The organism is Paraburkholderia piptadeniae (genome assembly GCF_900007165.1).
GTDB classification, from domain to species: Bacteria; Pseudomonadota; Gammaproteobacteria; order Burkholderiales; family Burkholderiaceae; genus Paraburkholderia; species Paraburkholderia piptadeniae.
Genome location: NZ_CYGY02000032.1, coordinates 137,365 through 158,958 on the forward strand (window position 1 = coordinate 137,365; position 21,594 = coordinate 158,958).

Annotated in this window: 15 protein-coding genes; 7 read left to right on the forward strand and 8 right to left on the reverse strand. The window is 65.4% G+C overall.

Annotation, left to right across the window (positions count from 1 at the left end; genetic code table 11):
- Positions 1-6: 6 nt before the first annotated feature.
- The 3 genes from pyrH to rpsB form a co-directional block, all read right to left on the reverse strand.
- Positions 7-720, reverse strand: coding sequence for a UMP kinase (pyrH, locus tag BN2476_RS17180; RefSeq protein ID WP_087735371.1), 714 nt, complete (start codon positions 718-720; stop codon positions 7-9).
- A 250-nt stretch (positions 721-970) separates the two neighbouring features.
- Entirely contained in the window at positions 971-1,852 is an 882-nt protein-coding gene (gene tsf, locus BN2476_RS17185) for a translation elongation factor Ts (protein WP_087735372.1), read from the reverse strand.
- Positions 1,853-2,043: 191 nt separating this feature from the next.
- Positions 2,044-2,796, reverse strand: a complete 753-nt coding sequence (gene rpsB, locus BN2476_RS17190; RefSeq protein ID WP_087735373.1) for a 30S ribosomal protein S2 — start codon at positions 2,794-2,796, stop codon at positions 2,044-2,046.
- Between the two features lie 425 nt (positions 2,797-3,221).
- Between rpsB and map the strand changes: the two genes are divergently transcribed.
- From map to BN2476_RS47225, 3 genes are read left to right on the forward strand one after another with little or no spacing between them, the layout of a single operon-like run.
- Positions 3,222-4,034 carry a type I methionyl aminopeptidase gene (map, locus tag BN2476_RS17195; protein WP_087735374.1) on the forward strand — a complete coding sequence of 271 codons (813 nt, stop codon included), beginning with the start codon at positions 3,222-3,224 and terminating at the stop codon, positions 4,032-4,034.
- Between the two features lie 19 nt (positions 4,035-4,053).
- Positions 4,054-6,633, forward strand: coding sequence for a [protein-PII] uridylyltransferase (locus tag BN2476_RS17200; protein WP_087735375.1), 2,580 nt, complete (start codon positions 4,054-4,056; stop codon positions 6,631-6,633).
- A gap of 6 nt (positions 6,634-6,639) precedes the next feature.
- Positions 6,640-8,511, forward strand: coding sequence for a pseudouridine synthase (locus BN2476_RS47225; protein WP_162849256.1), 1,872 nt, complete (start codon positions 6,640-6,642; stop codon positions 8,509-8,511).
- Positions 8,512-8,615: 104 nt separating this feature from the next.
- On the opposite strand, the gene def is transcribed toward BN2476_RS47225, so the two are convergent.
- Positions 8,616-9,149 carry a peptide deformylase gene (def, locus tag BN2476_RS17210; RefSeq protein WP_087735376.1) on the reverse strand — a complete coding sequence of 178 codons (534 nt, stop codon included), beginning with the start codon at positions 9,147-9,149 and terminating at the stop codon, positions 8,616-8,618.
- Positions 9,146-11,197, reverse strand: coding sequence for an NAD-dependent DNA ligase LigA (ligA, locus tag BN2476_RS17215; RefSeq protein ID WP_087735377.1), 2,052 nt, complete (start codon positions 11,195-11,197; stop codon positions 9,146-9,148). The genes def and ligA overlap by 4 nt, the downstream gene beginning before the upstream one ends.
- Before the next feature lie 209 nt (positions 11,198-11,406).
- Here ligA and BN2476_RS17220 point away from each other — a divergent pair, with 209 nt between their 5' ends.
- The gene (locus BN2476_RS17220) at positions 11,407-12,237 is read left to right on the forward strand and encodes a hypothetical protein (RefSeq protein WP_087735378.1); all 831 of its coding nucleotides are present in this window, start codon (positions 11,407-11,409) and stop codon (positions 12,235-12,237) included.
- Positions 12,238-12,427: 190 nt separating this feature from the next.
- On the opposite strand, the gene BN2476_RS17225 is transcribed toward BN2476_RS17220, so the two are convergent.
- The 3 genes from BN2476_RS17225 to BN2476_RS17235 form a co-directional block, all read right to left on the reverse strand.
- Complete coding sequence (locus BN2476_RS17225) at positions 12,428-13,663, reverse strand: cell division protein ZipA C-terminal FtsZ-binding domain-containing protein (RefSeq protein WP_087735379.1); 1,236 nt, start codon at positions 13,661-13,663, stop codon at positions 12,428-12,430.
- A gap of 161 nt (positions 13,664-13,824) precedes the next feature.
- Positions 13,825-17,343 (reverse strand): chromosome segregation protein SMC, encoded by a 3,519-nt coding sequence (smc, locus tag BN2476_RS17230; RefSeq protein WP_087735380.1) that lies wholly within the window; start codon positions 17,341-17,343, stop codon positions 13,825-13,827.
- A 170-nt stretch (positions 17,344-17,513) separates the two neighbouring features.
- Positions 17,514-18,479: a DMT family transporter gene (locus BN2476_RS17235; protein ID WP_087735381.1), complete on the reverse strand. Its 966-nt coding sequence runs from the start codon at positions 18,477-18,479 to the stop codon at positions 17,514-17,516.
- Between the two features lie 508 nt (positions 18,480-18,987).
- Between BN2476_RS17235 and dapC the strand changes: the two genes are divergently transcribed.
- From dapC to BN2476_RS17255, 3 genes are all read left to right on the forward strand, one after another.
- The gene (dapC, locus tag BN2476_RS17245; protein ID WP_087735383.1) at positions 18,988-20,202 is read left to right on the forward strand and encodes a succinyldiaminopimelate transaminase; all 1,215 of its coding nucleotides are present in this window, start codon (positions 18,988-18,990) and stop codon (positions 20,200-20,202) included.
- 103 nt (positions 20,203-20,305) lie between these two features.
- Positions 20,306-21,133 (forward strand): 2,3,4,5-tetrahydropyridine-2,6-dicarboxylate N-succinyltransferase, encoded by an 828-nt coding sequence (gene dapD, locus BN2476_RS17250; protein WP_087735384.1) that lies wholly within the window; start codon positions 20,306-20,308, stop codon positions 21,131-21,133.
- Entirely contained in the window at positions 21,133-21,504 is a 372-nt protein-coding gene (locus BN2476_RS17255; protein ID WP_087735385.1) for an ArsC family reductase, read from the forward strand. Before dapD ends, BN2476_RS17255 begins: the two co-directional genes overlap by 1 nt.
- Positions 21,505-21,594 lie beyond the last annotated feature (90 nt).

Sequence of the window (21,594 nt, forward strand, 5' to 3'; positions counted from 1 at the left end):
GAGAGTTTACACGTGGACGAGGGTGCCTTCGTCCTCGCCCTGCACGATGCGCTTCAGCGCGCCCGGCTTCACGATCGAAAACACGCGGATCGGCAGCTTCTGGTCGCGGCACAGCGCAAACGCGGTGGCGTCCATCACCTGCAGGTTGCGGCCGATCGCCTCGTCGAAACTGATCGTCGAATAGCGCGTCGCAGACGGGTCCTTCTTCGGATCGGCCGAATAGACGCCGTCCACCTTGGTCGCCTTCAGCACGACTTCGGCGCCGACCTCCGAGCCGCGCAGCGCAGCCGCCGTGTCGGTCGTGAAGAACGGGTTGCCCGTGCCGGCCGCGAAGATCACCACCTTGCCCTCTTCCAGCTGACGGATGGCGCGGGGACGGATGTACGGCTCGACGACCTGATCCATGCGCAGCGCCGACTGCACGCGCGCTTCGATACCGGCGTGGCGCATCGCGTCCTGCAACGCCAGTGCGTTCATCATCGTAGCCAGCATGCCCATGTAGTCGGCCGTCGCACGGTCCATACCCGCCGCGCCGCCCGCCACACCGCGAAAAATGTTGCCGCCGCCGATCACCACCGCCAGTTGCGTACCGAGCCGCACCACCTCGGCCACATCCGCCACCATTCTTTCGATCGTTGCACGATTGATGCCGAATGCATCATCGCCCATCAGGGCTTCGCCAGAGAGTTTGAGGAGGACGCGTTTATAGGCAGAGGGCATAGAGATATCCAGATTGCGCTGAGCAGGGCCAAAAAGCCGCCAAACAACACGGAACTAACTGTAGGGGTGAAATACGAATTCGGGCAAGCGCCGCCAAATTGATGCTGATGCGCCTCAACAACCGACCGAGGCGAGTCGACATCCGGCCACCGTGCGCCTTGCGCACGCGCAACCCCGGCGGCGCTGCCGGCCGCGGCGAGGTCCAGCCCCGCCGCGGGTCAAACGGTACAGCGTAAAACTTAAACGAAGCTTATTGCTGCTTCGCAGCAGCAACTTGCGCCGCGACTTCAGCCGCGAAGTCGTCCTGGCGCTTTTCGATGCCCTCGCCCACGACGAACAGCGCAAACTTCTGCACGCTCGAGCTCGCAGCCTTCAGCATCTGTTCGATCGTCTGCTTGTCGTTCTTCACGAACGGCTGGTTCAGCAGCGACACTTCCTTCAGGTACTTCTGCACCGAGCCGTCGACCATCTTCGCGACGATCTCAGCCGGCTTGCCCGATTCGGCCGCCTTCTGCTCGGCGATGCTGCGCTCCTTGGCGATCAGGTCGGCGGGAACGTCGTCCGACGACAGCGAGACCGGCTTCATCGCCGCGATGTGCATCGCGACGTCCTTGCCGACCTGCTCGTCCGCGCCCGTGTACTCGACCAGCACGCCGATGCGGGTGCCGTGCAGGTATGCAGCCAGCTTGTTCGACGTTTCGAAGCGCGCGAAACGGCGGATCGACAGGTTTTCGCCGATCTTGCCGACCAGCGCCGAACGCACTGCGTCGACCGTCGAGCCGTCCAGCGGCAGCGCCGACAGAGCAGCGACGTCAGCGGGGTTCTGCTTGACGACGAGCTCGGCAACCTTCTTCGAGAAGCCGATGAAATCGTCGTTCTTCGAAACGAAGTCGGTTTCGCAGTTCAGCTCGACGATCGCGCCGACGCCGCCTTCGATGAACGATGCGATCACGCCTTCAGCCGTGACGCGCGACGCCGCCTTCGACGCCTTGTTGCCGAGCTTAACGCGCAGCAGCTCTTCGGCGCGCGCCATATCGCCGTCAGCTTCCGTCAGCGCCTTCTTGCATTCCATCATCGGCGCGTCGGTCTTCGCGCGCAGTTCTGCCACCATGCTTGCGGTAATTGCCGCCATCATTCGCTCCTTGAGTCTGTCTGTCACACGCCGCCCGCATTCGATGCCGGCGGCAGAATTTCGTTTCCGCGCAGCGCACATTTATTTCCGGCGCTGCCGCGTGCGAGTTGCCGCACGCTCACTGCAGATCGTCGCGGCTTAAAAAAAGGGGGCCTATCGAGAGCCCCCTTTTTTGCCGGACACAGGGTGCTTTACGCTTCCCCGTTGACCTCGACGAACTCGTCGCCGTCGCCGCCGCGAGCTGCCTGCACGACTTCGTTGACCGCGTTCGCGCGACCTTCGAGGATCGCGTCAGCCACGCCTTGTGCGTACAGCGTGACGGCCTTGCTCGCGTCGTCGTTGCCCGGGATCACGTAGTCCACACCTTCCGGCGAGTGGTTCGTATCGACCACGGCGATGACGGGCACGCCCAGCTTGTTCGCTTCCGTGACGGCAATCTTGTGGTAGCCGACGTCGACCACGAAGATCGCATCCGGAATGCCGCCCATGTCCTTCACGCCGCCGATCGACTTTTGCAGCTTGGCGATTTCGCGTTCGAACAGCAGCGCTTCCTTCTTGCTCATCTTCTCGAGCTCGCCTGCCTCGACCGCCGCTTCCATGTCCTTCAGGCGCTTGATCGAAACCTTCAGCGTCTTGAAGTTGGTCAGCATGCCGCCGAGCCAGCGTGCGTTGACATACGGCATGCCAGCGCGCTGAGCCGCTTCAGCGATCGTGTCACGCGACTGACGCTTCGTGCCGACGAACAGGATCGTGCCGCGGTTCGCTGCCAGTTGACGCACGTACTTCAGCGCGTCGTTGTACATCGGCAGCGTCTTTTCGAGGTTGATGATGTGAATCTTGTTGCGATGGCCGAAAATGAAGGGGGCCATCTTCGGGTTCCAGAAGCGCGTCTGGTGACCGAAGTGGACACCGGCTTCCAGCATTTGACGCATGGTAACTGCCATGAATATCTCCGCTAGGGTTGGGTCTTAAGCCGGCTGCCGTATCCGCCGCGCCGCCTTCCGCGCTCTTCGGGAAGACCTGACGCCGCGAACACCCTGGGTGCGCCGGCTTGCGAATCTCGCGAATTGCGCCATAGGGGTCTTGCACCTTATGGCCAGCTCGCGAGGAAAGTCCGCCGCCGATATGAATATTCTGAATATTCGAACTGGCGACTGACTTAGCCGAAGAGTATAGCACGCGAGCATTGCAGGACTCAACCTACGCGGTAGCACGTGCGATTGCCGCGGGTTGCACCCGCCGCCGGGCAGCACGTCACGGACATGCGCTGCGGCGCGCGCCGCACGTGGCCATTCCGACCAGCAAAAGCCAGCGATCACGGAGATAAGGTGCGATAATTACGCGATACACCGCTTTTCAGGCCCGACTCATGGCTATTACGCTCAAAAACGAAGACGATATCGCCCAGATGCGCGTCGCTGGACGGCTCGGGAGCGAAGTCCTCGACTACATCACGCCGTTCGTGAAGCCCGGCGTCACGACGGGCGAGCTCGACCGCCTCTGTCACGAATACATGACGAACGTGCAAGGCACGATTCCGGCGCCGCTGAACTATCAGCCGCCCGGCTATCCGCCGTTTCCGAAGGCCGTCTGCACGTCCGTGAACGACGTGATCTGCCACGGCATTCCCGGCGACAAGACGCTGAAAAACGGCGACGTGCTCAATATCGACGTCACCGTGATCAAGAACGGCTACTACGGCGACACGAGCCGCATGTTCATCGTCGGCGAGGGCTCGATCATGGCGAGGCGCCTCATCCAGACGACCTACGAATGCATGTGGCTCGGCATCGAGCAGGTGCGCCCGGGCGCGCATCTCGGCGACATCGGCTACGCGATCCAGAAGCACGCGGAAGGCCAGGGCTACAGCGTGGTGCGCGAATATTGCGGCCACGGCATCGGCCAGGTTTTCCACGACGAGCCGCAAGTCCTGCACTACGGCCGTCCCGGCACGGGCATCGAATTGCAGCCCGGCATGATCTTCACGATCGAGCCGATGATCAATGCCGGCCGCCGCGAGATCCGCACGATGCCCGACCAGTGGACCGTCAAGACGAAGGACCGTAGCCTGTCCGCGCAGTGGGAGCACACGATTCTCGTCACGCCGACGGGCTACGAAGTGCTGACCGTCTCGGCCGGCACGCCCGCGCGCCCGCAAATCGTGGCCGCCGCCACTGCCTGATTTCCTCGTTCCTTCGCCTATGAGCAGCGTTTCCGCCGTCGCCCTTTCCGATGCCACGTCGCTCAAGGCGGACTACAAGGTGGCCAAGACCCCGCTGATCGATCGCTTCCGGACGGCATCCAATGTCGACACGCTGATGCGCTCGCTCGCGCGCATCACCGACGATGCGCTGCGCGGCGCGTGGGCCACGTGCGATCTGCCCGCGTCGCTGGCGCTGCTCGCCGTCGGCGGCTATGGGCGCGGAGAACTGGCCCCGCATTCCGACATCGACATTCTCGTTCTGCTGCCCGACGAGCCTGTCCCGCACCTCGAAGCCAGCATCGAGCGCTTTATCGGACTGGCGTGGGATCTGGGGCTGGAACTCGGTAGCAGCGTGCGCACGGTGTCGCAGTGCATCGAAGAAGCCGCGAACGACGTAACCGTGCAGACGTCGCTGCTCGAAGCGCGGCGCATTGTCGGCAGCACGACGCTGTTCGAAAGCTTTTCGCTGCGCTACCGCGACGCGCTCGATCCGCGCGCGTTCTTCCAGGCGAAAGTGCTGGAAATGCGCCAGCGGCATGCGAAGTTCCAGGACACGCCTTACGCGCTCGAACCCAACATCAAGGAAAGCCCAGGCGGATTGCGCGATCTCCAGCTGATTCTGTGGGTCACGCAGGCGGCCGGATTCGGCAGTAGCTGGCGCGAACTGGACACGCGCGGCCTCATCACCGATCGCGAAGCGCGCGAACTGCGCCGCAACGAAGGTTTTCTGAAGACGTTGCGCGCACGCCTGCACGTGCTCGCGGGGCGCCGCCAGGACATTCTTGTCTTCGATCTGCAGACTCCGCTCGCAGAGAGCTTCGGCTTCAAGGCCACAGCCACGCGCCGCGCCAGCGAGCAGCTGATGCGCCGTTACTACTGGGCCGCCAAAGCCGTCACGCAGCTCTCGACCATTCTGATCCAGAACATCGAAGCCCAGCTCTTTCCGAACACGAGCGGCATCACGCGCGTTTTGTCCGATCGTTTCGTCGAAAAACAGGGCATGCTGGAAATCGCCAGCGACGACGTGTTCGAACGCGAGCCGAATGCGATCCTCGAAGCGTTCCTGTTGTACGAAAAAACGCCAGGCGTCAAAGGGCTGTCGGCGCGCACGCTGCGCGCGCTCTACAACGCGCGCGACAAGATGGACCACCGCTGGCGCCGCGATCCGGAAAACCGCCGGCTTTTCCTGGAAATTCTGAAGCAGCCGCAAGGCATCACGCATGCACTGCGTCTGATGAACCAGACGAGCGTGCTGGGGCGTTATCTGCTGAACTTCCGCCGTATCGTCGGACAGATGCAGCACGATCTGTATCACGTCTATACCGTCGATCAGCACATCCTGATGGTGCTGCGGAACATGCGGCGTTTCGCCGTCGCCGAGCATGCGCACGAATACCCGTTCTGCAGCCAGCTGATCGCGAACTTCGAGCGTCCGTATCTGCTGTACGTGGCCGCCCTCTTTCACGACATCGCCAAGGGCCGCGGCGGCGATCACTCGACGCTCGGCATGGCCGACGCCCGACGCTTCTGCCGCGAGCACGGCATTTCTGCCGACGACGCGGCGCTCGTCGTATGGCTGGTCCAGCATCACCTGACGATGAGCCAGGTCGCGCAGAAGCAGGACACGAGCGACCCGGAGGTGATCAAGCGTTTCGCCGATCTGGTCGGCACCGAGCGGCGCCTGACGGCGCTGTATCTGCTGACGGTCGCCGATATTCGCGGCACCAGCCCGAAAGTCTGGAACACGTGGAAGGGCAAGCTGCTCGAAGACCTGTACCGTGCGACGCTTGCCGTGCTCGGCGGCGCCCGTCCCGACGCGCATTCTGAACTGAAGCAGCGTCAGGAGGAGGCGCTCGCGCTGCTGCGGCTCGAGACCGTGCCCGAGAACGCACACTGCGCGCTGTGGGACAAGCTCGACGTCGGCTACTTCCTGCGGCACGACGCCGCCGATATCGCCTGGCAGACACGCGTGCTGTACCGGCACGTCGAGACCGCGACCCCGATCGTGCGCGCGCGTCCGTCACCCATCGGCGAGGCGCTGCAGGTGCTGGTCTACGTGAAGGACCGCCCCGATCTGTTCGCGGGCATCTGCGCGTACTTCGACCGCAACGCGCTGTCCGTGCTGGATGCGCGCGTGAGCACCACGAAGCACGGCTACGCACTCGACAACTTCCTCGTCGCGCATACCGAGCGAGATGTCCACTATCGCGATATCGCCAACCTCGTCGAGCAGGAACTGGCGGAGCGCCTCGCGGCTGAAGGCACGCTGCTGCCGGAGCCGTCGAAGGGCCGTCTGTCGCGCCTGTCACGTACGTTCCCCGTCACGCCGCGCGTCGACCTGCGGGCCGACGAGCGCGGCCAATACTACATCCTGTCCGTGTCGGCAAACGACCGGCCGGGTCTTCTTTATTCGATCGCGCGCGTGCTGGCCGAGCACCGGGTCGGCGTCCACGCGGCGCGGATCAATACGCTCGGCGAACGCGTCGAGGACGTGTTCCTACTCGATGGACACGGCCTCTCGGACAACCGACGACAAATCCAGGTCGAAACCGAGCTGCTGCGCGCGATCGCAGTGTGAGATTTCATGCGAGTCAAACTGACAGCCAAGCATCCGCGGCCGGCTTCGTCCGAACGCGCCCCCGTCCGTCCGGGCAGCACAACTGCGCGCAAGCCGGCACGGCCGGCCGCGCCAGCGGCCAAGGCCGCTCCGTCCAAGGGGCCGCGCGGCGGCTCCGGTTCTTCGACGTCGGCGGCCGCGCGCCGCAGCGAGACAGGTTCGCCGACGCCCGAGAAGCGCTCGTTCGGCAAGACAGCGGGCGCGGCGGGTGAACGCCGCAACTCGTCCACGGCGACGCGGAGCGGCGCCGGCGCGCGCTCCGGCGACCGTCCCGCGCGTGCGACGGACGCACCGGCACGCGGACGCAGCGAATCCGGCTCATTTGAACGTCGCTCGACGGGCGACTGGCCCGCGCGGCCGACGGGCGCACCGACGCGCGCACGAGGCGAATCCGGCTCATTTGAACGTCGCTCGACGGGCGACCGGCCGGCGCGTGCGACGCGCGCACGAGGCGAATCCGGCTCATTTGAACGCCGTTCCGCGGACGACCGGCCGCCGCGCAAGCAAGGCGCGTCCGCAAGCGGTGGTTTCCGCCGTAATGCGGAGGCGCCCGCCGATCGACGCTTTTCGTCTGATCGCCCGTCGCGCGGCGCCTCAGCGGGCGAACGCGCGCCGCGCTTTTCGCGCGACGATGACGCACCCCGCGCGCGTCGCGCTCCACGCGACAACGACGAGCGCCGCAGCGCGCCGCGTACGGCCCGCGCTTCGGATAGCGAATCGCCGCGCGAACGCACCTATGCACGGCCCATCAAAGCCGTCTATGAAGGTCGCGACGCGTCGCAAGATCGCCGCCCTCGGAGCGAAGGCCCCGCACGCCGTGCAAGCGGCGACGAAACCTCGGCCCGCAGCGAACGCACCTACGCAAAACCCGTCAAGAGCGCCTATGCGGACCGCGGCGAAGTCGCGCCGCCCAAGCCGGCACCCGCGCCACGCACCAACAAGGCAAAGCGCGACATCCGCTCGATCGAAGACAGCTTCGACCGTCCCGCGATGTTCGATCGCCCCGCCGCGAAACCGGCGCGCAAACCGCGCCCTGTCGTAGAGCCGCGCCGCCGCGACGAGGGCGAGTACAACGACGTACCGGGCAATCTGCGCCTGTCGAAGCTGATGTCCGAGCTTGGCCTGTGCTCGCGCCGCGAAGCCGACGAGTGGATCGAAAAAGGCTGGGTGACGGTCGACGGCGTCGTCGTCGATACGCTCGGCACGAAGGTCCGCCCCGACGCCGACATCCAGATCGACCCCGCCGCCCAGGCCGCGCAGCTCAAGCAGGTTACGATCCTCGTGCACAAGCCGGTGGGCTACGTCTCGGGCCAGGCGGAAGAAGGCTATGAACCCGCTGTGACGCTCGTCAAGCCCGAAAACCGCTGGGACGGCGATCGCACCGACATCCGCTTCTCGGCCGCGCATCTGCGTCAGCTCGCGCCGGCAGGCCGCCTCGATATCGATTCGACCGGGCTGCTGGTGCTGACCCAGGACGGGCGCGTCGCCAAACAGCTGATCGGCGGGAATTCACAGATCGACAAGGAATATCTCGTGCGCGTCACGTACGGCGACGTCGAAACGGATGTCGAGCACCATTTCCCCGCGGAGAGCCTCGCGAAGCTGCGCCACGGGCTCGAACTCGACGGCGTGCCGCTCAAGCCTGCGATGGTCAGCTGGCAGAACGGCGAACAATTGCGCTTCGTGCTGCGTGAAGGCAAGAAGCGCCAGATTCGCCGCATGTGCGAACTGGTCGGCCTGCATGTCGTGGGCCTGAAGCGTGTGCGGATGGGCCACGTGATGCTCGGCGCACTGCCGCCCGGACAATGGCGCTATTTGGGCCCTGACGAGTCGTTCTGAGGCCCGCCGCTCGCTATCGTCTGTATGAAAAAACCCGCGCATGCGGGTTTTTTCTTTTCCGGCAACGGGCCAAAGCTACTGCTCGCTGTGGCCCTGTCGTCCGCTCATTCGTCGGATTCCGGATCGAGGTCGGGAAACAGCACCTCGGTATAGCCGAACTTGGCGAAATCCGTAATCCGCATCGGATACAGCTTGCCGATCAGGTGATCGCACTCGTGCTGAACCACACGCGCGTGAAAGCCTTCCGCGACGCGATCGATCGGTTTGCCGAACTGATCGAAGCCGTGATAGCGGATCATCGACAGGCGGGTCACGGCGCCGCGCAGCCCCGGCACGGAGAGACACCCTTCCCACCCCTCCTCCGTATCCAGCGACACGGGCGTGATCGTCGGGTTGATCAGCACCGTCTCCGGCACGGACGGCGCGTCCGGATAGCGCTCGTTATGGCCGAACCCGAAAATCACGACCTGCAGATCGACGCCGATCTGCGGCGCGGCGAGCCCTGCGCCGTTCGCATCGTGCATCGTCTCGAACATGTCCCGGACGAGGTCATGCAACTCGGGCGTGTCGAAGTGATCGACGGGCTTGGCGATGCGCAACAGACGCGGATCGCCCATCTTGAGGATTTCGTGAATCATGTTGTGTGCCCCTCCAGGAGCTTACGCATACCATCTTCGTCGAGCACGGGGATGCCGAGTTCCTCGGCTTTCGCAAGCTTGCTGCCCGCTTCCGCACCGGCCACCACGTAATCGGTCTTCTTCGACACCGAACCGGCCACCTTCGCGCCGGCCGCCTCCAGCAACTCCTTCGCGTCGTCGCGGCCCATGTTCGGCAGCGTGCCCGTCAGCACGACCGTCTTGCCCGCCAGCACGCCCTGCGGCGCTTTCGGCGCGGGCGGGCCTTCCGTCCATGTCACCTTGCCGGGCGCGCGCAACTGATCGATGACCGTGCGGTTGTGCTCCTCGGCGAAGAACTGATGAATCGCTTCGGCGACGATGGGCCCGACGTCGTTGACCTCCAGCAGCTCTTCGACGGTCGCGTTCATGATGGGCTCGAGCGAGCCGAAATGTTTGGCCAGGTCCTTCGCCGTCGATTCGCCAACGTGCCGGATGCCGAGTGCGTAAATGAAGCGAGCGAGCGTCGTGTGCTTGGCTTTTTCGAGCGAGTCGAGCAGGTTCTGCGCGGACTTTTCCGCGAAGCGGTCGAGCTCGGCGAGCGTCGCGAAACCCAGATTGAAGAGATCCGCGGGCGTGCGCACGAGATTCAGTTCGACCAGTTGATCGATGATCTTTTCGCCCAGGCCGTCGATGTCCAGCGCGCGGCGTTGTGCGAAATGCCACAACGCCTGCTTGCGCTGCGCCGGACAGAAGAGGCCGCCCGTGCAGCGCGCAATCGCTTCGTCCGGCAGACGTTCGATGGCCGAGCCGCACACGGGGCACTCGGTCGGCATCACGAACTCGCGCACGTCGGCTGGCCTGCGATCGAGCATCGCGCTCACCACTTCGGGGATCACGTCGCCCGCGCGCCGCACGACCACTGTATCGCCGATGCGGATGTCCTTGCGGCGAATCTCGTCCTCGTTGTGCAGCGTCGCATTCGTCACCGTCGCACCGCCGACGAACACGGGCTCGAGCCGCGCGACAGGCGTGATCGCGCCCGTGCGGCCGACCTGAACGTCGATGGCGACGAGCTTCGTGAGCGCTTCCTGCGCCGGGAACTTGTGCGCGAGCGCAAAGCGCGGCGCGCGCGAAACAAAGCCCAACGTGTCCTGCTGATCGCGCCGGTCGACCTTGTAGACGACGCCGTCGATGTCGTACGGCAGCTTCTCCCGCTTCTCGCCGACCTTATGGAAGAAGCCGAGCAGCCCTTCGGCGCCCTGAACGACGGCCCGCTCGCTGTTCACGGGCAAGCCCATCTCGTGATACCAGTCGAGCAATTCGCTGTGCGTCGCCGGCATCTCGACGCCATCGAGCACGCCGATGCCATACGCGAAGAACGACAGCGGACGCTGTGCGGTCATCTTCGGATCGAGCTGCCGCAAGCTGCCCGCCGCCGCGTTGCGCGGGTTCGCAAACTCGCGCTGGCCCGCGTCGCGCTGACGCTGGTTCAGGCGATCGAAGTCGCGCTTGAACATCAGCACTTCGCCGCGCACGTCGATGAGCCTCGGCACACGCTTGCCTTTCAGCTTGAGCGGAATCGAGCGGATGGTGCGGACGTTTTCGGTGACGTCCTCGCCCGTTGCGCCGTCGCCGCGCGTGGCCGCCTGCGTGAACTTGCCGTCCTCGTAGCGCAAGGAGATCGCAAGGCCGTCGAACTTCAGTTCACACGCGTAATCGACGGGCGAATGATGCAGCGTGTCCGATATGCGCTTGTCGAAGGCCGCGATGTCCTCGTCCGAAAAGCCGTTGTTCAGCGACAGCATCGGCATGTCGTGCACGACGGGCCTGAAGCCGCTCGCTGCTTCGCCACCGACCCGCTGCGTAGGAGAATCCGGCGTGATCAGATCCGGATGCTCGCTTTCGATCTGCTGCAGTTCCTTGAACAGCTTGTCGTACTCCGCGTCGGGCAGATCCGGCTGGTCGAGCACGTAGTACGCGTGGTTCGCGCGTTCGAGTTCGGCGCGCAGCCACAAGGCCCGCTCGGCGGGTGCGCTGGTTGCAGGATCAGGGACTTTGGTTCGGGCCATGCTGTCGGCGTTTCGGCGTATGTAATGGATGTCAGATTATCTCAGGAAGCGCTTCCCGTGGCATCGGCCGAATGGCCAGTTTGGTGCGCGCGCAAACCCAACATGGGCCTGCCGATCCTGGCCGATCGGCCAATCGATGCGCAAGCCGTTGACAGCGCGCCAGCCGCAATGCGAACTTGTCGCGTGCCGTTCATCGCGTAACCGTCAACATGCCTGCATCCATTGCCCGCCTCATACGCTGTCTCTTCATCGTGCTGGCCACGCTCGCCGCATGCCATGCGCGCGGCGCGATGGCGAGCGAACAGGTGGTCGACGTGCCGCTCGGTCAAGGCGCATCGATCTCCTATCTGCTGACCCAACAGGACGGCAGCCAGCCGCAGTGGGTGCTCGTGATGTTTCCGGGCAGCGAAGGCGATCTCAAGCTCTCGCAGCAGCCGGGCGGCACGATCCATATACGCGAGAAGAACAACTTCCTGATCCGTGCGCGCAACCTGTTCGTGGATTCGTTGTTCGCGACGGCCATTGTCGATGCGCCGTCGGATCAGCCGGGCGGTTATCCGGATGCGTTTCGTGCGTCGCCGCGTTCCGCGCAGGATCTCGCACAGGTCGCGGCGAACCTGCGTGCGCGCTTTCCACTGGCGAAGCTCGTGCTGGTGGGCACGAGCCGCGGCACGATATCGTCGGCTTACGTGGGACGCGCCTTGCCCGATGTATGGAACGCCGTCGTGCATATGTCGACGCTCAGCAGTCCCGCGCGCGGCCAGGCCACGCCGTTGATCGGCTTCGACTACGGTGCGATTCGTGCGCGCCAGCTGTTCGTCCAGCACGCGGACGACGGCTGCTATCTTTGTTCCTATGAAGCGCTAAAGCGCATCGCCGACAGCGGTCAATTTGCTCTGGTCACCGTGCACGGCGGCGACGCGCGCAGCAAGCCCTGCGAGGCGATGTCGCATCACGGGTTCTATGGAAGGGAAGAGGCCGTCGTCGCCGCGGTCAAGGCATGGATCAGCGGACGACCGTGGCCGGATGACGTGGGATGAACGGGCACGGCATCCGCGTCGTCGATCGGTGCTGGCGCCTGGCGAACGCTATGACTCTTCCGGCGCGGCTCCGGATGAAAAGGAAAACGCGCGGCCCAAATGAAAACCGCCCGAAGCATTCCCATTCATCAGGCGGGCTCATCGACGGCAGCATAAGCCGTCGCATCGTGCGCAAAGCCGCGTCGCGTGCCTACTGGCTGAACAGACGCCGCGTCGCAGGCGAGCCGGCCGGAATGCCAGCCTGTTCGAGCTTCGCGTACAGCGTCATCAGTTGCTTCTCGATCGCGAGCAGCGCGCTTTCCGGCAACGGCCGGCGGCCATCGTCGACCACGCGCCCGCCAATACGCTCGGCGAGCGACTTCGCGTAGTCGCACATCAGGCGGAACGGCAGGATGTCTTCGTCGGCGACGGGCACGTCGAGCACCAGCGTGATCATCTGGCCGCCCTTGTACGTGAGATCGTCGCGCAGGAAGTTGGTGTCGCCGAACTGCAGCATGAACACGGGGCTCTGCTTTGCGTCGAGCTTGACGAAGCGCGTGCCGTCGCGCGACAGCAGCAGCCCGTCCTGCGAAGCGACTGCCTGCACGTAGTTCGCGGACCAGGGCGCGCCGTCGGACAGCACGTTGATCGACAGTTGCGCGTCGCACTGCGCGGCAAAGCCGTCGAGTTCGCGCGCCATCGATACGGTTTCCATCATGTCCGGAAACTCGGGTGAAGCATCGAGCGCGTCGGCGAACTGCTGAACGCCCGTCACGAATTCGGAGAACTCCAGTTCGTTGAGCGGGCCGCTGCGGTTCGCGAGTTGCGCGGCCGCGCGCAACTCTTCGTAGCGCACGCCGCTTTGCAGCAGTTCCCACGCGCCGCCGCCTTCCGGCTTGCCTTCGATATGCACCGGCTTGCTGCCCGCGCGGCGCAGACGCTGCGCGAGCGGCAGCACCTTGTCGCCCGCGACAGGCGCGGAAAGCCTGATGGGGACGATGCAGTCGATGCGCCGGTCGACGATCGCCGGCGGCGCCGACGAAATCGTCGTGGCAGCGGGCATGATCGGCTCGTTGCGCTCGTCGTCGGCCTCGCGCTCGGCCGGCTGCTCGCGTTCCTCGTCTTCGGGGAAACCGTTCGGCGACGTGTTTTCGGCCTGGATGTCGGCGGGCGTGTCGAGGGGAGCGACGCCGCCGAAGGTCGGCTCGACACGCGCGGGTTCGACATGCTCGCCCGATGTGGATTCGCGGCGCGTCGTCGGGCGCGCCGGTTCGATGAATGGGCTCTGCTCGACGTGCTCGTCTCGAGCCGTGGGTTCCGCCGTGTCGGCGGGCATCGGCCGCGGCATCCTGCGACGCACCTTCGCGCCCTGCCACGCGTTGTAGACCACCACGCCCCCGACCACCACGGCGCCCGCGCCGATCAAACCGAGTGTCAACTCGTCCATGCACGCTCCATCTGCAATTCTTTTCGCCGCTGCGCGCCGCGCCTGGCTCGCGCGGCCAGCACGCACTGCGTGCCGCCGCTGCGGGCGCCGGCGCGCAGCGAATTCGATTCTGTGTTCAGCAACACCCGCGCGCGGCCCGAAGGCCACGCGCGGGTGGACGTTTAAACGATATTCTGGACAAATCCCGCAGCCGTTTCCATGTCGACGGCAACGATTCGCGACACGCCCTGCTCCTGCATCGTCACGCCGATCAGTTGCTGCGCCATTTCCATCGCGATCTTGTTGTGGGAAATGAACAGGAACTGTGTTTTGTCCGACATCGCGCGCACGAGGTTCGCGAAACGCTCGGTGTTCGCGTCGTCGAGCGGCGCGTCCACTTCGTCGAGCAGACAGAACGGCGCCGGATTCAGCTGGAACATCGCGAACACGAGCGCCGTCGCCGTCAGCGCCTTTTCGCCGCCCGATAGCAGGTGGATCGTCGAATTCTTCTTGCCGGGCGGCTGCGCCATCACCTGCACGCCCGCGTCGAGAATCTCGTCGCCCGTCATGATGAGCTTCGCCTGGCCGCCGCCGAAAAGACGCGGGAACAGCTCGCCGAAATGACGGTTCACCTCGTCGAACGTGCCTTGCAGCAGCGTGCGCGTTTCCTGGTCGATCTTGCGGATCGCGTCTTCGAGCGTTTCGATCGCGCGCGTCAGGTCGGCCGACTGCGCGTCGAGGAAAGTCTTGCGTTCCGTCGCCGCCTTCAGCTCGTCGAGCGCGGCCATGTTGACGGGGCCGAGCGCCGTGATCGCGTTGTTGATGCGCGTCACTTCGCCCTGCAGGTACGACGGCTTCATGTCCGGTGTGAGCTTGGCCTGCAATTCGGCTTCGTCGACGCCCGCCGCCGTCAGTTGCTCGATGAACTGCTCGGCGTTCAGACGCGCCGCCTGCTCCTTCAGCTGCAATTCGGTGATGCGGTCGCGCAGCGGCTGCAGCGCGCGCTCGCTGGTCAGGCGCAACTCGTCGGACTGGCGCAGCTTCGCCGTCAGATCGTCGAGTTCGAGACGCGCGGCATGCAGCGCCTCTTCCTTGACGCGGCGAATGTCGAGCGCATCCTGCAAGCCCGTATGCGCTGTCTGCTCGTTGATCGTTTCGAGTTCGGCGCGCGCGTCTTCGAGCGAGCCCGCGACGCGTTCGCTCTGCTCGTGCGCGACCTGAATGGTGCGCTTCAGTTCGTCGATGCGATTCGCCATGTTGCGCGCGGCAAAGCGCGCATCGGTGGCGGCGCGGTCGAGATCGCGCGATTCGTTGCGCGCGTTGCCCAGTTCTTCGTCGAGCGCTTCGAACGCGAGCTGGTTGTCTTCGAAGCGCGCCTGCAGTTCGGCGAGCTCGCCGTCGTGCCGCTCGAAGTTCGCTTCCGATTCGGCACGCAGCGCGCGCTGCTCTTCGACCTGCGCGGTGATTTCCTCGAGTTCCTCGCTGATCTGCGTGCTGCGCTGCGTGTAGCGCTCATGTGCCTGCGTGAGCTTGAGCACGTCCATCTGCAGCGCGTGCACACGCTGGGTCGCGCGCTCGGTCTGCTGACGCACTTCCGTCAGTGCGTTCGATGCCTGCGTATGCGCGGCCTCGGCACGAATCGCCGCAGCCTTGGCTTCTTCGGCGAGCAGCGCCTGCGCGCGCACCTGGCGCGTCAGATTTTCGATTTCCTGTTGACGCGCGAGCATGCCCGCCTGTTCGGAGTCGGCCGCGTACAACTGCACACCGACGCGCGTCACCACATGGCCCGCCTTCACGACGAACGCGCCGCCTTCCGGCAATTGCGAGCGCATCGAGAGCGCCTGGGGCAGATCGTCGGCGACGAACGCGTTGCCGAGCCAGTCGTTGAGCACGGCGCGAATGCCTGCATCGTCGATGCGCACGAGCGACAGCAGCGGACGCAGCGACGGCGGCGCGGCCACCGGCTGACCGGCGGCGGGCGGCGCGTAGAACGCGAGCTTCGCGGGCGGCGCGTCGCTGACGAAGTGCTTCACCCAGTCGAGATTCGACACTTCGAGCGCGGCAAGACGCTCTCGCAGCAACGATTCGAGCGCGGTTTCCCAACCAGCTTCGACATGCAGCTTCTTCCACAGACGCGGCAGCGCGCCCAGCTCGTGCTTGTCGAGCCACGGCTGGATCTTGCCTTCCGTCTGCACGTTCTCCTGCAGCTGACGCAGCGCGGCAAGCCGCGCTTCGAGCTGGTGGATCTGCGCGCTTTCCGCCTGGACGCGCTCCTGCGCGGCGCGGCGCTCGGCGTCGAGGCGCGGAAGCGTGTCCTGGACGTCGGCGAGACGCTCTTGCGCGTCGCGCAGAATTTCTTCGTGCTCGGCCAGCTGCATGCGCAGTTCTTCGAGCTGCGCTTCGTCCGGTACATCGAGGCCGCCCGCTTCCGTCTTCAGACGTTCCTGACGCTGCTGAAGCTGCTGCAACTGCTGGTCGGCGTTGCGCTGATGCGCGGCTTCGAGCTTGAGCGCCTGCTCGGTCTGCGCGATCCCGGCGCGTTCGTCGCTCAGTTGCGCCTGCGCGTCGCGCCAGCGCGCCTCGAGCGCGGGCATCGCGTCGTGCTTCGCGGCGGCCGCCTCTTCGGCGATCACGGCTTTCTCGTCGCCCGCCGCGAGTTGCTCTTCGGCGTCTTCGAGATCGTCCTGTGCCTTTTGCGCCTGCGCGAGCCACTGCTCGCGCTGAGCGGTCAGCGCGGCGATCTGCGCCTGCACGCGGTTGCGCGACTCGACGATGAACTTGATCTCGGCTTCGAGGCGGCTCACCTCGGCATTCGCTTCGTACAGCGCGCCTTGCGCGCCCTGCATCGCGTCGCTGGCCGAATAGTGCGCGACGCGCAGAGTTTCGAGTTGCGCCTCGACTTCACGCAGCTTCGCCGTGTGCGCTTCGAGGTCGATCTGCGCCTGTTCGATCGCGCGCTTCTGCTTGTCCTGCTCGGTGCCCGCTTCGTTCTTGCGCAGCAGCCACAACAGGCGCTGTTTCTCTTCGCCTTCGGCTTGCAGATCCTTGAACTTCGTCGCGACGACCGCCTGCGCTTCGAGCTTCTCCAGATTCGCCATCAATTCGCGGACGATATCTTCGACGCGCGTCAGATTCTCGCGCGTGTCATGCAGACGGTTCTCGGTTTCGCGGCGGCGTTCCTTGTACTTCGAGACGCCTGCGGCTTCTTCCAGGAACACGCGCAGTTCTTCGGGCTTGGCCTCAATGATCCGCGCGATCATGCCCTGTCCGATGATCGCGTACGCGCGCGGGCCGAGACCCGTGCCGAGGAAGATGTCCTGGATGTCGCGGCGGCGCGCGGGCAGATTGTTGATGTAGTAGCTCGACGTGCCGTCGCGCGTCAGCACGCGCTTGACGGCGATTTCGGCATACTGGCCCCACTGGCCGGCCGCGCGGCCGTCGGCGTTGTCGAACACGAGTTCGACGCTGGCGCGGCTGCCCGGCTTGCGCGCCGTGGAGCCGTTGAAGATCACGTCCTGCATCGACTCGCCGCGCAGCTCGGAGGCGCGCGATTCGCCGAGCACCCAGCGCACGGCGTCGATGATGTTGGACTTGCCGCAACCGTTGGGACCGACCACGCCGACAAGCTGGCCCGGAACCTGGAAATGCGTGGGATCGACGAATGACTTGAAGCCAGCGAGTTTAATCGAGGTCAGACGCACGGCGATATCGCTGTTTGAAAGTGATTTGTGGAAACGGAACGCGCGGTGCGTGTTCGTATGTGGACCGCATCAGGGTGCAAAGCCCGCGAGCGGCACAACGGAGCGCGAGCCCGCTGCGATTCCGGCGCCGCGGCGCGCCCTACGCTGCACCGCCGGCCAATGAGGGGCAATCATACCATCGCGCGTGGGCGATTCTTACCGTTGTCATCCGCGTTCCCGTCGTTGCCGGCGCTCGCATCTTCATTGGGCTTCGCCCGATGCACCCAGCTCGACAGCGCCGAGGCCAGCACGATGCACGCGCCGCCCGCCCACTCGCGCGGACCGGGCACTTCGCCGGCGAAAAGCCAGGCCGTCAGCGCCGTCACGACGATCTCGAACAGCATGATGATCGACGCGCGGTTCGCGGGCACGCGCGCGAGCCCATATTGGACGAGCATGTTGTTGGTCGCGAGCACGAAGCCGATCGCGAGCACGAGCAGCGCCGCCGTGCCCAGATGAGCGCCCGTCGGCGGCGTCGGCATCGCCTCGAAAAGCGACGCGCATCCGCCGAAGATCGCCGCGCCGCCGAAGATGATCGCCGTGCGCATTTCTGCCTTCATGTCGGGCAGTTCGCGGCTCGTCTTCAGGATCAGCACGTTGCTCATCGCGAAGCTCATCCCGGCCGCGAGCCCCGCCCATTCGGCGAGGCTGCCCGGCACGGGAAGCCCGAGCTGCGGCGACCACAGCATCATCATCGCGCCCGCCAGCGACAGTGCGGCGAGCCCCGCGCCCGCCCACGTCAGCCGCTCGTGCAGGATGAAGTGCGCAAAGAGCGCGGTCCAGGCGGGCGTCAGATAGAACAGCAGCAACACGCGCATCACCTGGCCGTGGATCGCGCCCCACACGAAACCGAGATTGGTGATGCCCGCGAACAACGCGAGCGCGGGCAACAGCCAGTGCCAGCGGACGGTCTTGATCGCGTTGCGCCGGACCAGCAGCACGAACAGACAGCCGGCGCCGCTCGTCAGCGCGCTCGCCGCCGTGCCCGTCACGCCGAGCGCGTTGAGCATCCGCAGCGGACACCACACCATGCCCCACACCGACGCGCCCATCATGATCGCGAGCGTCGGCCACGTGTTGCGAAGCGAGAGGTTCATCGCGGGCCGCTCCCCGCGAGGTCCAACATGTCCGGCTTGTGCTGCATGCCCTGTCTGCCTTGTCTGCTTTGTTCGTTTCGGGCGACGGCGGCGCGTGATCGCTCCCCTCCGTTGCCGTTGAATCCTTTGCCGCCGCGTCGGGATACCGCCCGCGTTGCGTCTCCGTTTTTCATCGTTGCGTTCTCCGCTGCGTTCTTCATTGCGTCGCGCACATCATCTGCATCGCGTCTGCCGCGCCAAGCGTAGCGCGCCGCGATGCCTTGTCCGATCGGACGATGCGCCGTTCCGCTGCCCGCCGACACGCTATAATCGATCGCTCGTCGCCGGCGCTGCGCCGATGCCTGTCCGCCGGACGCCCCGCTGCCGTTGCCGTGTCCGATCGGCACGGCCCGCGGCCGCTTCCGGGCCTTTCGGATTAGCCGCCTGGCAAGCATAGCTGCCGCCGCGCGCCGCCTTCACCTGTGTCAGTCCGTCCCGCAACACGCCGAACACACGCCCGAACCGCCAAGTGAATCCGCTACTCGACTCCCTCCAGCCCTATCCCTTCGAAAAGCTGCGCGCGCTCTTCAAGGACGTCACGCCGCCCGCCGCCCTCGCGCACATCAGCTTCGGGATCGGCGAGCCGAAACACCCGACGCCGGACCTGATCCGCGACGCCGTGATTGACTCGCTCGGCGGTCTCGCGTCGTATCCCGCCACGGTCGGCACGCCGGCGCTGCGCGAAGCGATCGCGAAGTGGATCACGAAGCGCTATGGCCTGCCCGTCGATGCCGCCACCCAGGTGCTGCCCGTTTCGGGTTCGCGCGAGGCGCTGTTCGCGCTCGCGCAGACGGTGATCGACCCGAAGAAGAACGCGCAGGGCGAGCCTGCGATCGTACTCTGTCCGAACCCGTTCTACCAAATCTACGAAGGCGCGGCGCTGCTCGCGGGCGCGCAGCCGTATTTCGCCAACAGCGACCCGAAGCGCAACTTCGCGTGCGACTACCCGGCCATTCCCGAAGACGTCTGGGCGCGCACGCAACTGCTGTATGTCTGCTCGCCCGGCAACCCGACGGGCGCCGTGCTCACGCTCGACGACTGGCGCGAGCTGTTCGAGCTGTCGGATCGCCACGGCTTCGTGATCGCATCCGATGAGTGCTACTCCGAGATCTACTTCGACGAAGCGCGCCCGCCCCTCGGCGCACTGGAAGCGGCGCACCGGCTGGGGCGCGGCTTCGAGCGGCTGGTGATGCTGTCGAGCCTGTCGAAGCGCTCGAGCGTGCCGGGCATGCGCTCGGGCTTCGTCGCAGGCGACGCGTCGATCCTCAAGCAGTTCCTGCTCTACCGCACCTATCACGGCGCGGCGCTGTCGACGGTCTATCAGGCCGCGAGCATCGCCGCGTGGAGCGACGAGACGCATGTGCGCGAGAACCGCGCGAAGTACGTGCAGAAGTTTTCGACCGTCACGCCGATGCTCGCCGACGTGCTCGACGTCAAGCTGCCCGACGCCGCGTTCTACCTGTGGGCGAACGTCGCGCGCACGGGCCTGTCGGATACCGAGTTCGCCCGCCGCCTGTACGCCGACTATAATGTGACGGTTCTGCCCGGCTCGTATCTCGCGCGCACCGCTCACGACACGAACCCGGGCCGCGATTTCGTCCGCCTCGCGCTCGTCGCCGGCGTCGATGAATGCACGGAGGGCGCTCAGCGCATCGTCGATTTCTGCCGTTCCCTGAAGGGCTAGCTTCGGGGGTGATTCCGGCCGATTCACGCGCCGCACGAAAGCACCGCCGCTGCGCCCTCATCCGCTTTCCGATTTCAAACCTTTCTCTTCTGACACCACGAACATGTCGCAACAACTTCAGCAGATCATCGATACCGCCTGGGACAACCGCGCCGACCTGTCGCCGAAGGCCGCGCCCGCCGAAGTGCGTGAAGCCGTCGCGCACGCGATCGAGCAACTGGACAAGGGCGCGCTGCGCGTCGCCGAAAAGAAGGACGGCGACTGGGTCGTCAATCAGTGGCTGAAGAAGGCCGTGCTGCTGTCGTTCCGCCTGGAGGACAACGCGCCGATGCCGGCGGGCGGTTACTCCCAGTTCTACGACAAGGTGCCGTCGAAGTTCGCGAGCTACACGGCTGAAGACTTCGCCGCGGGTGGCTTCCGCGTCGTGCCGCCCGCCATCGCGCGCCGTGGCTCGTTCATCGCGAAGAACGTCGTGCTGATGCCGTCGTACACGAACATCGGCGCCTACGTCGACGAAGGCACGATGGTCGACACGTGGGCCACTGTCGGCTCGTGCGCGCAGATCGGCAAGAACGTGCACCTGTCGGGCGGCGTGGGCATCGGCGGCGTGCTGGAGCCGCTGCAGGCAAACCCCGTCATCATCGAAGACAACTGCTTCATCGGCGCGCGCTCGGAAGTCGTGGAAGGCGTGATCGTCGAGGAGAACTCGGTGATTTCGATGGGCGTGTACCTCGGCCAGAGCACGAAGATCTATGACCGCGAAACGGGCGAAGTGTCGTACGGCCGCATTCCGGCAGGCTCTGTGGTGGTCGCGGGCAACCTGCCGTCGAAGGACGGCACGCACAGCCTCTACTGCGCGGTGATCGTCAAGAAGGTGGACGCGAAGACGCGCGCGAAGGTCGGCCTGAACGAACTGCTGCGAGGCGACTAATGGCGCGCGCCGCGGCGAAGACGACCGTCGTCTATGGCATTCCGAACTGCGACACCGTGAAGAAGGCTCGCGTGTGGCTCGAAGCGCATGGCGTCGAGTTCGAGTTTCACGACTTCAAGAAGGCAGGCGTGAACGCGCCGCTCGTGAAGGGCTGGCTGAAGGACGTGCCGCTCGATGTGCTCCTGAACCGGCGGGGCACGACTTGGCGCGGCCTCGACGACGACGTGAAAGCCTCCGCCGACAGCGAAGCCGGCGCGATTGCGCTGATGATCGAGAAGCCCTCCGTCATCAAGCGGCCTGTCGTGGTGGTTGACGGGCGCGTGAAGACGCTCGGCTTTTCGGCCGATCAGTACGCGTCGCTGTTCGACTGAGCGTCCGAGTTTCTCGCGCCGCGCCGCCACGCGTCGCATGGCATCGCAACGCGAGAACGCGGAAAGCGCACCGAGCGCGTAGATTTGCAT

Excerpts from the sequence above, each read along its gene's own strand:
- pyrH (WP_087735371.1), bottom strand. The coding sequence starts at position 720 with ATGCCCTCTGCCTATAAACGCGTCCTCCTCAAACTCTCTGGCGAAGCC.
- tsf (WP_087735372.1), bottom strand. The coding sequence starts at position 1,852 with ATGGCGGCAATTACCGCAAGCATGGTGGCAGAACTGCGCGCGAAGACC.
- rpsB (WP_087735373.1), bottom strand. The coding sequence starts at position 2,796 with ATGGCAGTTACCATGCGTCAAATGCTGGAAGCCGGTGTCCACTTCGGT.
- map (WP_087735374.1), top strand. The coding sequence starts at position 3,222 with ATGGCTATTACGCTCAAAAACGAAGACGATATCGCCCAGATGCGCGTC.
- BN2476_RS17200 (WP_087735375.1), top strand. The coding sequence starts at position 4,054 with ATGAGCAGCGTTTCCGCCGTCGCCCTTTCCGATGCCACGTCGCTCAAG.
- BN2476_RS47225 (WP_162849256.1), top strand. The coding sequence starts at position 6,640 with ATGCGAGTCAAACTGACAGCCAAGCATCCGCGGCCGGCTTCGTCCGAA.
- def (WP_087735376.1), bottom strand. The coding sequence starts at position 9,149 with ATGATTCACGAAATCCTCAAGATGGGCGATCCGCGTCTGTTGCGCATC.
- ligA (WP_087735377.1), bottom strand. The coding sequence starts at position 11,197 with ATGGCCCGAACCAAAGTCCCTGATCCTGCAACCAGCGCACCCGCCGAG.
- BN2476_RS17220 (WP_087735378.1), top strand. The coding sequence starts at position 11,407 with ATGCCTGCATCCATTGCCCGCCTCATACGCTGTCTCTTCATCGTGCTG.
- BN2476_RS17225 (WP_087735379.1), bottom strand. The coding sequence starts at position 13,663 with ATGGACGAGTTGACACTCGGTTTGATCGGCGCGGGCGCCGTGGTGGTC.
- BN2476_RS17235 (WP_087735381.1), bottom strand. The coding sequence starts at position 18,479 with ATGAACCTCTCGCTTCGCAACACGTGGCCGACGCTCGCGATCATGATG.
- dapD (WP_087735384.1), top strand. The coding sequence starts at position 20,306 with ATGTCGCAACAACTTCAGCAGATCATCGATACCGCCTGGGACAACCGC.
- BN2476_RS17255 (WP_087735385.1), top strand. The coding sequence starts at position 21,133 with ATGGCGCGCGCCGCGGCGAAGACGACCGTCGTCTATGGCATTCCGAAC.